Here is a 15,043-nt window from a genome sequence, read left to right on the forward strand (position 1 = left end):
CTACAACAGGCCTGCACAGGCCGCCTTCAAGGACCCGCCATGTTCGACCATATTCCCGCCTATCCGGGCGACCCGATTCTGAGCCTGAACGAAGACTTTCAGCTGGACCCCCGGCCGAACAAGGTCAACCTCAGCATCGGCATCTACTTCGACGACGCCGGCAAGCTGCCGGTGATCGACGCGGTGCGCCGCGCCGAAACCGCGCTGCTCGACGCGATCGGCCCGCGCTCGTATCTGCCGATGGCGGGTCTGCCGCTCTATCGCGACACCGCGCAGGCGCTGGTGTTCGGCGCCAATAGCGCGGCGCGCGCCGAAGGCCGGATCGCGACGTTGCAAACGCTCGGCGGCTCGGGCGCGCTGAAAGTCGGCGCCGATTTCCTGAAGCGCTATTTCCCCGGCTCGCAGGTGTGGATCAGCGACCCGAGCTGGGAAAATCATCGCGTGATATTCGAAGGGGCGGGCCTGACGGTCAACACCTATCCGTACTACGACCCGCAAACGGGCGGCCTGCGTTTCGCCGAGATGCTCGCCGCGATCGACGCATTGCCGGAAAAGAGCGTCGTGCTGCTGCACGCGTGCTGCCATAACCCGACCGGCGTCGATCTGAGTCCGGCGCAATGGGCGGAACTGGCGCCGGTTTTGCAGCGCCGCAAGCTGATGGCGTTCGTCGACATGGCCTACCAGGGTTTCGGCGCGGGCCTCGAAGAAGACGCCGCACCGGTGCGCCTGCTCGCCGACGCGAACGTGCCGCTGATCGTCGCGAACTCGTTCTCGAAGAATTTCTCGCTGTACGGCGAGCGCGTCGGCGCGCTGAGCGTGGTCTGCAAGAGCGCCGACGAAGCGGCGCGCGTGGCGGGTCAGCTGATGTCGGCGGTGCGCGCAAACTACAGCAATCCGCCGACGCACGGCGCGCGTCTCGTCGCCAACGTGCTCGCCGATGCGACGCTGCGTGCGTCGTGGGAAGCCGAGCTCGGCGCGATGCGCGAGCGCATCCTCGCGATGCGCAACGTGATCCACGCGGGGCTCGACGGACGCGTCGATGAAGTGATGCGCGCGCGCTATGTCGCTCAGCGCGGCATGTTCACGTACACGGGGCTGTCCGAAAGCCAGGTCGAGCGTCTGCGCAACGAATACGCGGTGTACGTGCTGCGCTCGGGCCGCATGTGCGTCGCCGGGCTGAACGCGCGCAACGCGGACTATGTCGCATCGTCGATCGCGGCGGTGGTGTCGGGCGCCTGAAGCCGTCCGGCGGTCCAGCCGCTGCTGCGGCACGCGTGAATAGGGTGGCGGCGCGCATAGGCGCGCCGTCACAACCACAATCATGGAGACACTGACGATGGCCACGACCCTCGAAGCGCACCCGGCGAGCTTGCCCAGACCGGCCGCCGCGATGCATCCGGACGAATGGCAGGCGCGCGTGCAGCTTGCCGCGTGCTACCGGATTTTCGATCTGCTCGGCTGGACCGAGATGATCTACAACCACATCACGCTGCGCGTGCCCGAAACCGTCAGCGGCGTCGAGCGCCACTTCCTGATCAACCCGTTCGGGCTCCACTACAGCGAAGTCACCGCGAGCAATCTGGTGAAGATCGATGCGCAGGGGCGGGTGCTCGACGGCTCGCCGTATCCGGTGAATCCGGCCGGCTTCGTCGTGCACGCAGCGATTCACGAGGGCTTGCCCGACGCGCACTGCGTGATGCACACGCATACGACCGCGGGCGTCGCGGTGGCCTGTCTCGAAGAGGGCCTACAGCAGACCAACTTCTATAGCGCGCAGTTGCACGACCGGATCGCGTATCACGACTTCGAAGGCATTACGATTCATGCGGAAGAGGGCCCGCGGCTGCTCGCGCATATCGGCGACAAACAGGCGGTGATCCTGCGCAACCACGGTCTGCTATCGTGGGGCCGCACGTTGCCGCAGACCTTCGCGATTCTGTGGACGCTGAATCGCGCGTGCGAAATCCAGATGGCGACGTTTTCGATGGGGCGCGCGCGGCCGGTGCCGGAGGAGGTCGCGATTCGCTGCTCGCGCGACGCGTTGCAGTTCGATCCGCGCCACGGCGCCGGGCAGGACGTGTTCGATGCGCTGGTGCGGCGGGTCGACCGGATCGATGCGAGCTACCGGCAATGATTGAAGCCACGCATAAAAGAGCGCGACAATCAACGCTGCGATAAACACAGCAACAGGCAAGGATTCAGGCGATGAAAGTAGCGATCTACGGCGCCGGCTCGATCGGCGGCTGGATGGGAGTGAAGCTCGCGCAGGCTGGGCATCAGGTCAGCGTGATAGCGCGCGGCGCGACGCTCGACGCGGTGCGCCAGCACGGCCTGCGGCTGATCGAAGGCGGCGTGATCTACGCCGAGCAGGTGAAGGCGAGCGACAAGCCGGCCGATCTCGGCGTGCAGGAGCTAGTCGTGATCGCGGTGAAGGGCCCGGCGATGGCGGCGGTGGCCGCGCATATCAAACCGCTGCTCGGCCCGGAAACGATCGTGCTGACCGCGATGAACGGCGTGCCGTGGTGGTTCTGCGACGGCCTCGGCGGCGAGCTCGCCGGCCAGCGCCTGAAGACGATCGATCCCGACGGCGCGATCGCAGCCGCGATCCCGGCCGCGCAGACAATCGGCTGCGTCGTGCATGCCAGTTGCCTGATCGACGCACCCGGCGTGATCCGGCATCACCAGGGCAATGGGCTGATCGTCGGCGAGGCGTCGGGTAAGGCGAGCGAGCGTGTCGAGTTGCTTGCCGCGCTGCTGCAGGCGGCGGGCTTCCATGCCACGGCCTCCGCGCAGATCCAGCGCGACGTCTGGTTCAAGCTATGGGGCAACATGACGATGAACCCGGTCAGCGCGATCACCGGCGCAACGACCGACCGGATTCTCGGCGACGAACTGGTGCGCGGCTTCGTCACGCACATCATGCTGGAGGCGAAGGAAATCGGCGCTCGCTTCGGCATCCCGATCGAGCAGGCGCCCGATGACCGTCACGCGGTCACGCTGAAGCTCGGCGCGATGAAGACGTCGATGCTGCAGGACGTGCAGGCCGGCAAGGCGGTCGAACTCGATGCGCTGGTCGGCGCGGTGCGCGAGCTTGGTCAACTGACGCGGGTGCCGACGCCTTATACGGATGCGTTGCTCGGGCTCGCGAGGCTGCATGCGAGTACGTTGGGCTTGTATCCGAGGCAGTGAAGTTGTTGTCGTAACGCCTTCGGTTCGAAGAAGGAAGAAGAGCCGCGCGTTGATCGCGCGGCTTTTTTGTGGGCATTCGCAGAATACCAGGCTTCATTCAAAACGCATCAAGCGTCGCCGTCCTCTAGTCAGCGGTGTAACCACCGCCACGGGCACACGGGCAATTACGCTTCGCTGTGGCCGTCTGCAACTGGGAGACAGCGATGGGTATCAATGTAAATGGCCAACTGCTCGGCAGCGGAGTCGATCTGAATGCGGGCGACTCCGCGTTCTGGTGGGTGGGTCCGATGAACTACGGCGAAATCCTGTGGGCGGCAGCGATCCCCCTGTCGGGACCGCCGTGGGACAAGAACATCGAAGTCCGCAACCTTTCCAACGATTGCGACGCCGAAGGCAATCGCGTCGTGCTGCTGGAGGTGCATAACACGAGCGCAACCGACTATGCTTCCTACGGACTCTTCATTGCATGGACCGACGCAATATGAACCTGGCCGCTGTGCATCCGCTCAATTCCATCGAACATGACGAGGAGTCCCCCATGAAGGTCCATATCGAATACGATCAGCAAGGCAATATCAAAGCGATCGCCGTGCTGGCTAGCGGCGGCCAAAAGCGCGGGATGCTCAAGGCGAGCGCTGGCCACAGCATCGCCGAAGTCGATTTTCCCGACGGCAAGCATCCCGGCGATCTCGATCATTTGAAGGAGATTCGCCAGCGCTATCGCGTCGAGCCGCATGGCGGCGGTCATCGGCTCGCGGAAAAATAGTCGGCTCGTTACCGCCTCCAGGGAGGCGGTTTTTTTGCCCGTGCTAGACCGCGACGGCGGCCGGCAGCTTCGCCGCTTCGATCAACGACAACGCGCGCCCCGGGTCGTCGAGTTCGGTCAGGCACAACAGCGCGAGCCGCGCCAGATACAGCGACGCCTGCGCTTCGCCTTCGTGGGTCAGCGTGTTGCACAGCGTCGTATAGACGAGGTCGAGATCGGAATCGGTCATGGTGTCGAGGGTCCTTGCGCGTTAGTTCTGCGGCGTCAGCGTGGCATCGAGCGCGTGCCGCACGGCGGCCGCGCTGCCGTTGCGCCAGCGCGCCAGCACGTGGCCGTCGGGGCGGATCAGATAGACAGTGCCGGGCTGTGCGTCGAGCATGTCGTGCAGGCGGCCGGTTGGATCGATCGCTCGAGGACTGTTCGCCGATTGCGCATCGGCCGTGACGATATCGATCAGGTTGAACGGAATGTCCTTGCTGGCTAGCATGCTTTGCAGTTGCTGCCACGACTCACCGTCGTTCGCGTGGTCTGCGTCGAAGCGCAGCGCCGTGAAGCACGGTCCGAGCAGGTCGGTTAGGTGAATGCCGAGCCGTGCACCATCTTGCGATTGTTTCAGCAGCCTGCACTCGGGCAGCACGGTGCCCGGCGCGGGGCCGCGATCGAATGCATCGGCCTTGTCGCCCACGAAGTTCAGCGGCGATTGCCGATACGCGATCGCATGCGTCTGGCGCGGATTGATCAGCGGCCGCAATGCCGCATGACGCTCGGCGAGCCCGAGCACGGCCGTGCGCATCAGCTCGAACGCGAAGGTCGGTGGCGCCATGAATTCGGTGCTTTTCATGCCGTAGCTCAGATTCTCGCGCGCCGCGTACACACGTTCGTCGCTATAGCTATCGAGCAGCGTTGGCGAAGCGTTCCCATTGATCACGCAGCCGAGCTTCCAGCCGAGATTGTCGGCGTCGTCGATGCCGGAGTTCGCGCCGCGCACGCCGAAGATCGGCACCAGATGCGCGGCGTCGCCCGCGAACAGCACGTTGCCGTGCCGATAGCGTTCGAGCGTCAGCGCATTGGCCTTGTAGATCGTGATCCAGATCGGCGACCACGCGCCGGTTTCGCCCATCGAGTCGAGCAGGTTTTGCACGCGCGGCATCACGTTCTCGGGCAGCACGGCGGCGTCGGGGTCTTCGTCGTCGCGCAACTGATAGTCGATACGCCACACGTTGTCGGGCTGCTTGTGCACCAGCACCGTCGAGCCAGGATTCGACGGCGGATCGAAATAAGCGAGGCGTTCTGTCGCGCGCGTGCTGTCGAGTTCGATATCGACGATCACGTAGCGGCCTTCGTAGGTCGTGCCGGTGAGCTTCAATCCGAGCAGGTCTCGGATCGTGCTGCGTCCGCCGTCGCAGGCGACGACCCAAGCGGCGTCCATCTGCCAGCTCGTGCCTTTGGAATCGGCAGATTCGGCGCAGCGCAATGTCAAGGTCGCGCCGCCCTGCGGCCGTTGCGCGAGGCCCGTCACACGCGTTTGCCAACGCACGTCGATCAGATCGGCGTGCCGTTCGATCTCGTCGAGCAGCAGTTGCTCGATCTGATACTGCGCGATATTGATCATCGGCGGCAGCGACTGCTCGTCGTCCTGATGCATCGCGAAGCGGAACACCTCGGTGTCGCGATAGAAGCTGCGCCCGCCGGTCCACGCCAGCCCCTTTTGCAGAAACCCCTCGACGACGCCGAGCCGTTTGAAGATTTCGAGGCTGCGTCGCGAGATGCAGATCGCGCGGCTGCCGGTGCAGACGCTGTCGTCGGCCTCGATCAGCACCGAGCGCACCCCCTGGCGCGCGAGCGCAATCGCGAGCGTCATGCCGACCGGACCGCCGCCGACGATCGCGACGGCGCGCGTTTGTGGATCGCGGCCGTCGACGAGCGGCGGCAGCGCGGCCGGATAACGGCGCGGCGCGAACGGATAGGGTTTGAACGGACGGGTCATGCGTGTCTCCGGTTTGCTTGCGTTATCGGCGCAGTATGCGGCAGCGTGCGTGCGCGGCTGTCCGCATTTTGGGTACGACGCCGCGACGCGAGCTGACCCCGTCCAGGCTTGCGTCAGTGGGTCTTCAGGAATTCGACGATCAGCCCTGCGATTTCCTGCGGTGCGTCTTCGAAGCTGTAATGGCCGACGCCCGCGAGCCGGTGAATCGGCGCCAGCGGAAATAGTTCGCTGAACAGCGGCAGCAAGTGATCCGCGGCCAGCGTACGGTCGGCATCGCCCCAAATGGCGAGCGCCGGTTTCGACCGGATCGCGTCGAGCGCAGCAGCGTCGGGCACCTCGAAACGATGCGCCCCGATCGCGAAGCCTTTGGCCCAGCCAATTGCGCCGGCGCTGTCGGCGGGCACGACGAAACGCGAACCGTAGGCGCGCAGCCACGTATCGTTGATGCGCGTATGGTTTTCGAAGCCGTTGACCTTCAACGTACTTAGGATATTGAAGCCGAGTTCGCCCAGCACGGATTCAAGGCGCCCTTGCGATTCGGCGCGAACGATCCACTGGAACCACGGCGCGACCGCGGTATTCGCGTTCCATCTGTCTAGTAACGTGTGCTGACCAAACGGAGTCGGGCCATTCGTGCTGACGATTCGGCGAATGCGGCTTGGATGCCGCGCGGCGAGTCCCATGCCGACCGGGCCGCCAAAGTCGTGCATGACGAGCGTGATGTCGTTCAAATCCAGGGCCAGCACGAACTGTTCGAGATTGTCGATATGATCCTGCAGCCAGTACGTGCGATGTTCCGGGGTCTCGCTCTTGCCGAATCCCATGTGATCGGGCGCTATCACACGGTAGCTGCCTGACAGCGCCACGATCAGATCGCGAAACAGATAGCTCCATGTCGGTTCCCCATGCAGACACAGGACAACCTCGCCATCGGTGCGGCCTTCATCGACGTAATGCATTCGGAAGCCGGCAGCGTCGCTGAAGCGCGGTGAAAACGGAAACGTTCCGTCAAACGTGTCATCGGTGGATGTCATGAGCAAGTCCCTTGGTGAATGTAGCGGCGGCCGATCCGGCCGGCCAGATCAGGCTAAACTTTGACAGCGTTGTCAAAGTCAAGCGTTTCGTATGGGAGATGTCATGCGTATCGGCGAACTGGCTCGCCGCAGCGGCGTTAGTGAACGGATGCTGCGCTATTACGAACACGAAGGTTTGCTCAAACCAATGCGAACCGAATCGGGCTACCGCGATTACGGTCCTGAGGAGATAGACGCGGCACACCGTATCCGTGTGCTCAGCGCGGCGGGACTGAAGATCAGGAGTATCCGGTTGTTGCTGCCCTGTGTGCTCGGCGCCAAGCCCGTTTTCCATCCGTGTGCCGAGGCACGCGCTGCGTTGCGGCGCGAGGTCGAAAAGCTCGACGTCAAGATGCGCGATCTCGGAGAAAGCAGACGAGTCGTCGCGAGTCTGCTCAAAGCGATCGATGCCAACGAGACATTGCAGCTTGGCGGTCGGGAAGGAAGCCTCGACGGACCATGAGAATGGGATTCGAGCGAGGCTTAACGTAAGCCCCGGGGCGGTGCGCGCTAGCCATAGCCGCAGATGGATGCTTGAAGCAAAAATCGCGGTCTTTCGACGTGGCCTGCTTCGGGCCAGCAGCCTCAGCCCGCGCTGGCCGTCTGCGATTGCTGCCGCATCGGCTGCCCGCTCGTCGCCGCGTGACAAGCCTGGATCATCGCGCGGAACGTCGGCGACGCATGCAGTTCGCCGCCCGTATCGAGTTCGGCGCTGTCGTCCGGCGCGTCGCCGACGCCGACCACCAGCGTCGCGCGCGGCCGCCATTCGCGCGTGCGCCGCAGCATGTTGCGCAGATACGGCGGCGACTCGGGCGCGTCGAGCGACACGATGCAGATGATCGAGGTGTCCTTGAAGCTCGGCTCATCGGCGCGCGCGCTGCGATAGCCGGAGTGCGTCGCCATCAGCGGCGCGAAACCCTGGCGGTTCAGAAGTTGCACGGCGATGGCCGTCGTCACTTCGTCGAATGCGCCGCGGCCGGGCACGCACAACACCGCCGCCTTGCCCGCTCCGTCCGACTGCGGCGAGCGCGACAGCGGATCGCTGCCGTAGCGCCCCGAAGCACCCGCGCCCGGCGACGCCAGCTCCGGCGCCCCCGCGAGCAGCGCGTTACCCGCGTCAGCCGATTCGGCAGGCGACAGCGTATCGGGCAGCCCGTCGGCGATTTCGAGGTTCTCGACGATATCGGCGAGCGCGTCGTTGATCCGCTGCAACTGCCCGGGCATCAGCACGCCGCGCTGCGCGTCGTTGCGCGCGAGCCGCAGGCCTTCGAGCGCGACCTTGTCGTAGTAGTCGATCAGCGACATCTCGCGCAGCAGCCGTTCGGCCTGCACGATCGCCTCGTGCGGATCGTCGGCGAGCAGGCGCTGATAGAAGTTCTGCGCGGGAGTCAGCGCGGGCTGATCGCCGAGCAGCACGGTCAGGAAGTTCAAGCGGTCCGCGTAGCGCCCGAGCGTGACGACGCACAGCGTGAGCGGCGTCGACAGCACGAGGCCGATCGGCCCCCACAGCCAGCTCCAGAAAATCGCCGCGACCACCACCGCGAGCGGCGACAGGCCCGAGCGATGACCGTACAGCAGCGGCTCGGCGATCTGCCCGGCGACCACGTCGACGACGATGAACAGGATCAGCGTGAGGACCGCCATCGTCCATTGCGGCTGGATCGCGGCCGCGAGAAATACTGCGAGGATCGCGGCGATCCAGATGCCGATGTACGGCACGAAGCGCAGCAAAGCGGCGATCACACCGAACAGCAGCGCGCCCGGTACGCCGATGATCGCGAGCCCGATCGCGATGATGCCGCCCGCGCTCAGATTCACGCCGAGCTGCGCGACGAAATAGCGTGACAGGCGCCCGGCGGCGTCGTTGATCGCGGTAGTCGTGCGGTGCAGGTCGCGCGAGCCGAACAGGCTGATCAAACGGTCGCGCAAATCCTCACGTTGCAGCAGGATGAAGATCGTCACGACGAGCACGATGAAGGTCGTCTCGATCGGCGCGATGGCCGGCGTCAGCGCGCGCTGGGCGAGCTGCACCGGCGTCGGCGCGGGCTCGTGCACCTCAACCTGTTGCGGCACCTGCGGCGCGTTGCGCGCGGCGCGGCCGGTCGGGCGCGGCGGCGCGGGACGCGACGGCGCCATGCGCTGCAGCGCGCTGGCAGCGCTGCTCATCAGCGAATCGGCGCGGCCCACGGTCTTTTCCTGCACGGTTTCGATCTTCTGCTCGATCGCTTCCTGGTACTGCGGCAGGGCGTTCGCGAGCTGCACGAGCTGCGCGCCGATCAGCGCGCCTATCGCGAGCAGCGACGCGAGAGCGAACAGCACCGCGATGAAGATGGACGGCAACTGGCCCATGTGCAGACGCCGCAGCATCTGCACGAGCGGCGCGAGCAGGAAGCTCAGCAGCACCGACAACGTGATCGGAATCAGCACCTCCCGCCCGAAGTACAGCGCGCACACGACCACCACGCCGGTGATTAGCGACACGAGGCCATGCAGGCCCGGCGTGCCCGGCGGATAAACGCGATTGGGGCGCCCATGCGGCGGCGGTAGCGATATTTTCATGTAAACACAATTCCGGTTGGGACGCGTTGACGACCGAGCGGAGCACTGGTCGTCCGCAAGACATATGCCCGAATTGTAGGCGGTTTGGTGCGAGCAGGGCTCAGGCGCGGCTACGCGGCGGGTCGCTCGATGAGCTCGAATCGTCAGCCTACATGCACTCGCAACATCTCCAGCAACTGCGAACTCGCGTACAGCAGCAAGCCGATAAATCCGCCGACGATCGTCCCATTGATGCGGATGTACTGCAGATCTTTGCCGATATTCATCTCGACCTGCCGTGACATCTCATGCGCGTCCCAGTTCTTCACGGTATCGCTGATATGGCGCGTCAGGAACTGCGCGAAGTCCGGCGCCATCGCGCGCGCGGCTTCTTCGAGGTGATCGTTCAGCGATTGCCGCAGCGCTGGGTCGCGCGCGAGTTCGCGGCCGACCCACGCGCCCATCGCGGCGACACGCGCATGCAGTGCCGAGTCGGTGCTTTGCAGATCGCGCTTGAGCCACGCGCGCAGTTCGCCCCACATGTCCTTCACATAGCTGCTGAAAGCCTCTCCTTCGACCAGATAGCGCTTCAGCGCTTCGCCCTGTTGCAGGAAAACCGGATCGGTCTTCAGGCGCGCGATCAGCTTCTGCACCACCCGGTCGAACCTGTCGCGCAGCTCGTGCGTGGGGTTCTCGGCGATCTGTTCGAGCATACGGTTCGCGGCGCTCGCGATCGCTTCGGCGCCCTTGTCGCCGATCCACGCCGACGGCAGAAACTTCTCCATCGTCGGATACTCGCTTTTCACCCAATCGACGATGCGCGCGGCAATGAACTCGCGCGCCGGCGCTTCGCGCAGCACCGCGATCACCTGATCGATCGCGGTGTCGAGCAGTTCCTGATGACGGCCGTCGCGCGTCAGCGTGTCGAGGATCGCGCCGAGCGATTGCGACAGATCGACCTTCGCGAGCACGTCGCGCAAGCCGTCCTTGATGAAGTTCTGGATGCGCGCGTCGTCGGCCACCTCGAGGATGCCGCCGGTGAGGCGCACCACGTAGTCGCCGAGACGCTCGGTGTTGGCCGATTCGCTGAGCCACGCGGTGATGGTCTGAGCCGGATCGTGCCGGCGGATCAGACCGACCAGCGACGGCATGTCGAGAAACTTGTCCTGCACGAAGTGCGCGAGGTTGTCGGCGATCTTGTGCTTGTTGCGCGGGATGATCGCGGTGTGCGCGGACACGACCGGAATCGGCACGCGGCGAAACAGCGCCGCGACCGCGAACCAGTCGGCGAGCGCGCCGACCATCGCGGCCTCTGCGACGGCCTTGATGCCGTCGACCCACAGGCCGCGCGGCAGGAACGCGGTGACGACGAAAACGCAGGCGGCCGCGAGCAGCAGCAGTAAAGGCGTGCGCTTGGCCTTCTTCAGTTCGGTGGTCTTGTCCATCGGGCGCGGTTGATCGTGTCGGGCGGCGGGCGGCTGAAAGGTGGCGGGGCAGCCGGTTCGGTTGCAATGATGCGGTACGGCCCGCGCACGCGTCCAGCCTGGATGCGCGCGCGCAATGCGCGCCGGGGCTTCGGCAAGGTAACATTCGCGGTTGGGCTCGTCGTCGAGCCACCCGCAAGACGACGCAACGCAATCGCAATGGAGGCACAGTGATCAGGTTTCTGCACACCGCGGATTGGCAGATCGGCACGCAGTTCGGTCAGTTCGAAGCGGACGAGGCCGCGCATCTCGCTCAAGCGCGCTTCGACACGGTGCGCCGCATCGCCGAAGAAGCGGCCGCGCGCAACGTCGACGCGGTGCTCGTCGCGGGCGACGTGTTCGATCAGCAGACGGTGTCGGACACCGTGATCCGGCGTTTGTTCGCCGCGCTGCAAGCGTTTTCCGGAACGTGGATCATGCTGCCGGGCAATCACGACGCGGCGCTGGTCGAAAGCGTGTGGACCCGCGCGCAGCGGCTCAACTGCGTGCCGCCGAACGTGCGCGTCGTGCTCGAAACCGGCGTCGTGCTGCTCGACGCGTGCCGTTGCGCGCTGCTGTGCGCGCCGCTCACGCAGCGCATCACCTACGACGACACCACCGCATTCTTCGATTCCATTGAGACGCCGCCCGGCTATCACCGCGTGGGGCTCGCGCATGGCAGCGTCGGCGGCATCCTGCAGGAGGGCATCGATTCGTCGAACCCGATTGCGCCGACGCGCGCCGTGAGCGCCCGGCTCGACTATCTGGCGCTCGGCGACTGGCACGGCCATCTGCGTGTCGACGAACGCACGTGGTACGCGGGTACACACGAACAGGACCGCTTCCGCGCGAACGAACCGGGCTTCGTGCTCGACGTCACGATTAGCGAGCCGGGCGCGATGCCGCAGGTCGACGCGGTGCGAGTCGGGCAATACCGGTGGCATCGCTGGGACGAGACGATTTCGGTGCCGACCGATATCGACGCACTGAAAGCCCGCCTCGCCGAACTCGGCGCGAATGACGTGCTGCGCATCGAGGTCGGTGGCACGGCGGCGCTCGCCGATGCGGAGGCGCTGCATGTCGCGGTCGAAGAGGCTCGCGCGTGCGTGCGCGCGTTGCGTGCCGATCTGAGCAGCCTGCACGTGCTGCCCACCGCCGACGATCTCGCCGAGCTCGGCGCGCAAAGCGGCTATCTTGCGAAGGTGGTGGCGCGGCTGCGCGGCTTGCAGGAAGACGCGCATGCCGATCCGCAACATGCGCGGCGCGCGGCCGAAGCGTTGCTGCTGCTGGCGCGCTTTCAGCGCGAACAGTGGCACCGCGATTCCCATGCCGCACCACCCGCGCAGGCGCGCGATCGACAACCCGAAGCGCCGCGTGAAGGAGCCTGCGCATGAAGCTGCAACGTATCGCGATTCAGGAATTCAGGCAGTTCGGCGGGCGGATCGTGATCGACGATCTGCAGCCCGGTCTCAACCTGTTCGTCGGCCCGAACGAGGCCGGCAAAAGCACGATTGCCGAAGCGGTGCGCACGGTGTTCCTCGAACGCTACAAGGCCTCGCATCTGAAGGACTTGTTGCCGTGGGGGCTCGCGAACGGGCAGCCGTCGGTCGAGGTCAGCTTCGAACTCGATGGTGTCGCGTGCCGTCTGTGGAAGCAGTTCGTGTCGCGTCAGCGCTGCGAGCTGAGAATCGGCCAGGCCGTGTATAGCGAGGACGAAGCCGAAGACAAGCTCGCCGCGCTGCTCGGCTTTTCGCGCGCGGCGCGCGGTCCGATGAAAGCCGAGAACGCCGGCGTGCCCGGTCTGTTGTGGGTGCAGCAAGGCGGCACGCAGGAGATGCGCGATTCGACCGGGCACGCGGCGCAGTATCTGCGCGACGCGCTCACGCAACTGTCCGGCGGCCGCGAAGCGGGCGGCGAGGACGCGCTGATCGCGGCCGTGCAGCGCGAGTTGCGGCAACTGCTGACCGCGCGCACTCAGAAATCGACCGGGCCGCTTGCCGAGGCGGAGCAGAAGCTCGCCACGCTGATCGCGAGCCGCGACGAGCTGCGACAGCAGCGCCAGCAGTTCGACGACAACATCGCGCGCCTCGCCTCGCAACAGCAGGCATTCGACGACGCCGAGCGCCGGCGTCCGTGGGAGCTTCACGAGCAGAAGGCCGCGCTCGCGCAGCAACGTGCCGCGGCGGTCGAACAACTCGAACGCGGTCTCGAAGGGCTCGCGCAGTCGCTGAAGATCGGCGAGGCGGAACTCGCGTTGTCAGTGCAGCAGGAGCAGGGTGCGCTCCAACTGGAGGCAGCCATCGCGCGCGAACGCGAGCAGCTCGACGCGGCGCGCGCCGAAGTCGCGGCTGCGCAAACCGCGCATGCGCAGGCGCAAAGCCGCGTGGCGCAATTCGAGCAGGCAGCCGCCGAGGCGAACCGCGCGCTCGAACTCGCGAACGCGGCCGTGACCGCCGCCGATCTGCGCAGCCAGGTCGATTTCTATCGGGCGGAGAGCCAGCGGCTCGAAGCGTCGATCGGTGAGGCGGATAAGGCGAACGCGGCGGTGCTGCAGGCCGCGCGCGACGCGGCGGCGCTCGAACTCGACGACGCGCGGTTCAAGCGCCTCGTCTCGCTCGACAGCGAATTGACCGTGCTGCGCGCGCGGACCGAAGCGGCGATGACGCGCATCGAGTACACCTTGAACGGCGAGTTAAGCGTCGGCGATCAGACGATCAGCGGCACGGGCGTGCTGCGTGTCGATGAAGAAAAGCGCATCGGCCTCGGCGAGCTCGGCGAATTGCGCGTGATTCCGGGCGTGTCCGATCTGTCCGCGCGATTGTCGGAGTTGGCGTCGATCGAGGCGCAGCACGCTCAGTTGCTGCTCACGCTGGGCGTCGCGTCGGTGGGCGATGCGCAGGCGCGTCACGAGCAATGGAAAACGCTGGTCGCGCAACAGAAGAGCCAGGCGAGGATACTCGAGGTCCATGCGCCGCAAGGCATCGATGCGTTGCGCGCGGCGCTGGCATCGACGGCTGCGCGCTTGCAGGCGTCGAGCGAGCGCCTTGCCGGTCTGCCCGACGTGTCGGCGGCGCCGCCGCTCGACGACGCGCGCCGCAATGCCGATATCGCGCGCGACGCGTTGGAGGCCGCGCGCAAGGTGCTCGCGCAGGCGGCGGGCGCGCAATCCACCGGCGTCGCCAAGGCCGATTCGCTCACGGCGCAGCTGCAGCGTAAAGAAGCGCAGCTGAACGACGAAGCGTTCCGACGCAACCGCGCGCAGTGGCAGGCGCATATCGTCGAGCAGCGCGTGAAGGTCGATGTGCTGAAGAACCAGCGCGGCGAGCGCGAGCGCGAACTCGATGCGGCGCGTCTGGACGATCCCGTGGCGGAGGCGAAGCGCTACCGCGCATCTGCGGAACTTGCGCGCAACGAGCAGCACGAGCGTCAACTGCGGATCGCGGAGCTGCGTAGCCAGCTCGAAACGATGGGCGCATCCGGTCTCGGCGAACGGCTTGCCGTGCTCGAAGCGCAGGTCGAGCAGGCCACGCGCCGCAAGGACGAACTGAGCCTGCGCGCGAGCGCGCTGAGTCTGCTCGACGAAGTGCTGGTCGACGAACGCGACGCCGCGCTCGCGCAACTGCGCGCGCCGTTGACCGAGCGGCTCGGTCATTACCTGAAGCGGATTTTTCCGCAGTCGAGCCTCGCGCTCGGCGACGATCTGATTCCGGCGATGCTCGATCGCGACGGCCGCGCGGAACTGCTCGACGCGCTGAGCTTCGGTACGCGCGAACAGCTCGGCATCCTGACGCGACTCGCGTACGCGGACCTGCTGCAGGCCTCAGGCCGGCCGACTCTGCTGATGCTCGACGATGCCGCGGTCCACACCGATGCCGCGCGCCGCGACGCACTCAAACGCGTATTGATCGACGCGGCGACGCGGCATCAGATTCTGGTGTTCACGTGTCATCCGGAGTTGTGGGACGACCTGGGCGTCAGGCAGCGGGCGGTGCAGGATCTGAAGGTGGCATGAGCGGAGCGGGCTGGC

13 protein-coding genes are annotated in these 15,043 nt (G+C 65.9%); 8 read left to right on the forward strand and 5 right to left on the reverse strand.

Annotated elements, in window-relative coordinates; genetic code table 11:
• Positions 1-39: 39 nt before the first annotated feature.
• The 5 genes from AB3X86_RS12250 (at position 40) to AB3X86_RS12270 (ending at position 3,955) form a co-directional block, all read left to right on the forward strand.
• Positions 40-1,239 (forward strand): amino acid aminotransferase, encoded by a 1,200-nt coding sequence (locus AB3X86_RS12250; protein ID WP_368596180.1) that lies wholly within the window; start codon positions 40-42, stop codon positions 1,237-1,239.
• 97 nt (positions 1,240-1,336) lie between these two features.
• Positions 1,337-2,134, forward strand: a complete 798-nt coding sequence (locus AB3X86_RS12255) for a class II aldolase/adducin family protein (RefSeq protein ID WP_368596181.1) — start codon at positions 1,337-1,339, stop codon at positions 2,132-2,134.
• Positions 2,135-2,205: 71 nt separating this feature from the next.
• The gene (locus AB3X86_RS12260; protein ID WP_368596182.1) at positions 2,206-3,189 is read left to right on the forward strand and encodes a 2-dehydropantoate 2-reductase; all 984 of its coding nucleotides are present in this window, start codon (positions 2,206-2,208) and stop codon (positions 3,187-3,189) included.
• Between the two features lie 203 nt (positions 3,190-3,392).
• Positions 3,393-3,674, forward strand: a complete 282-nt coding sequence (locus tag AB3X86_RS12265; RefSeq protein ID WP_176384677.1) for a hypothetical protein — start codon at positions 3,393-3,395, stop codon at positions 3,672-3,674.
• Positions 3,671-3,955, forward strand: a complete 285-nt coding sequence (locus AB3X86_RS12270; protein WP_368596183.1) for a hypothetical protein — start codon at positions 3,671-3,673, stop codon at positions 3,953-3,955. The genes AB3X86_RS12265 and AB3X86_RS12270 overlap by 4 nt, the downstream gene beginning before the upstream one ends.
• A 43-nt stretch (positions 3,956-3,998) precedes the next feature.
• Here AB3X86_RS12270 and AB3X86_RS12275 read toward each other — a convergent pair whose 3' ends face one another.
• The 3 genes from AB3X86_RS12275 to AB3X86_RS12285 all read right to left on the reverse strand — a co-directional run bounded on the left by AB3X86_RS12275 (position 3,999) and on the right by AB3X86_RS12285 (position 6,976).
• Positions 3,999-4,184 (reverse strand): hypothetical protein, encoded by a 186-nt coding sequence (locus AB3X86_RS12275; RefSeq protein WP_368596184.1) that lies wholly within the window; start codon positions 4,182-4,184, stop codon positions 3,999-4,001.
• Between the two features lie 21 nt (positions 4,185-4,205).
• Positions 4,206-5,942, reverse strand: coding sequence for an FAD-dependent oxidoreductase (locus AB3X86_RS12280; protein ID WP_368596185.1), 1,737 nt, complete (start codon positions 5,940-5,942; stop codon positions 4,206-4,208).
• A 113-nt stretch (positions 5,943-6,055) separates the two neighbouring features.
• Positions 6,056-6,976, reverse strand: coding sequence for an alpha/beta fold hydrolase (locus tag AB3X86_RS12285; RefSeq protein ID WP_368596186.1), 921 nt, complete (start codon positions 6,974-6,976; stop codon positions 6,056-6,058).
• Positions 6,977-7,079: 103 nt separating this feature from the next.
• Here AB3X86_RS12285 and AB3X86_RS12290 point away from each other — a divergent pair, with 103 nt between their 5' ends.
• Positions 7,080-7,478: a MerR family transcriptional regulator gene (locus AB3X86_RS12290; RefSeq protein ID WP_368596187.1), complete on the forward strand. Its 399-nt coding sequence runs from the start codon at positions 7,080-7,082 to the stop codon at positions 7,476-7,478.
• Positions 7,479-7,600: 122 nt separating this feature from the next.
• On the opposite strand, the gene AB3X86_RS12295 is transcribed toward AB3X86_RS12290, so the two are convergent.
• The gene (locus AB3X86_RS12295) at positions 7,601-9,574 is read right to left on the reverse strand and encodes an AI-2E family transporter (protein ID WP_368596188.1); all 1,974 of its coding nucleotides are present in this window, start codon (positions 9,572-9,574) and stop codon (positions 7,601-7,603) included.
• 143 nt (positions 9,575-9,717) lie between these two features.
• Positions 9,718-10,998: a DUF445 domain-containing protein gene (locus tag AB3X86_RS12300; RefSeq protein ID WP_368596189.1), complete on the reverse strand. Its 1,281-nt coding sequence runs from the start codon at positions 10,996-10,998 to the stop codon at positions 9,718-9,720.
• Between the two features lie 209 nt (positions 10,999-11,207).
• Here AB3X86_RS12300 and AB3X86_RS12305 point away from each other — a divergent pair, with 209 nt between their 5' ends.
• The gene (locus AB3X86_RS12305) at positions 11,208-12,410 is read left to right on the forward strand and encodes an exonuclease SbcCD subunit D (RefSeq protein WP_368596190.1); all 1,203 of its coding nucleotides are present in this window, start codon (positions 11,208-11,210) and stop codon (positions 12,408-12,410) included.
• Entirely contained in the window at positions 12,407-15,028 is a 2,622-nt protein-coding gene (locus tag AB3X86_RS12310; RefSeq protein WP_368596191.1) for an AAA family ATPase, read from the forward strand. Before AB3X86_RS12305 ends, AB3X86_RS12310 begins: the two co-directional genes overlap by 4 nt.
• Positions 15,029-15,043: the final 15 nt, after the last annotated feature.

Origin of the sequence: Paraburkholderia sp. BR14374 (assembly GCF_040948685.1) — a bacterium.
Taxonomy (GTDB): Bacteria; Pseudomonadota; Gammaproteobacteria; order Burkholderiales; family Burkholderiaceae; genus Paraburkholderia; species Paraburkholderia youngii.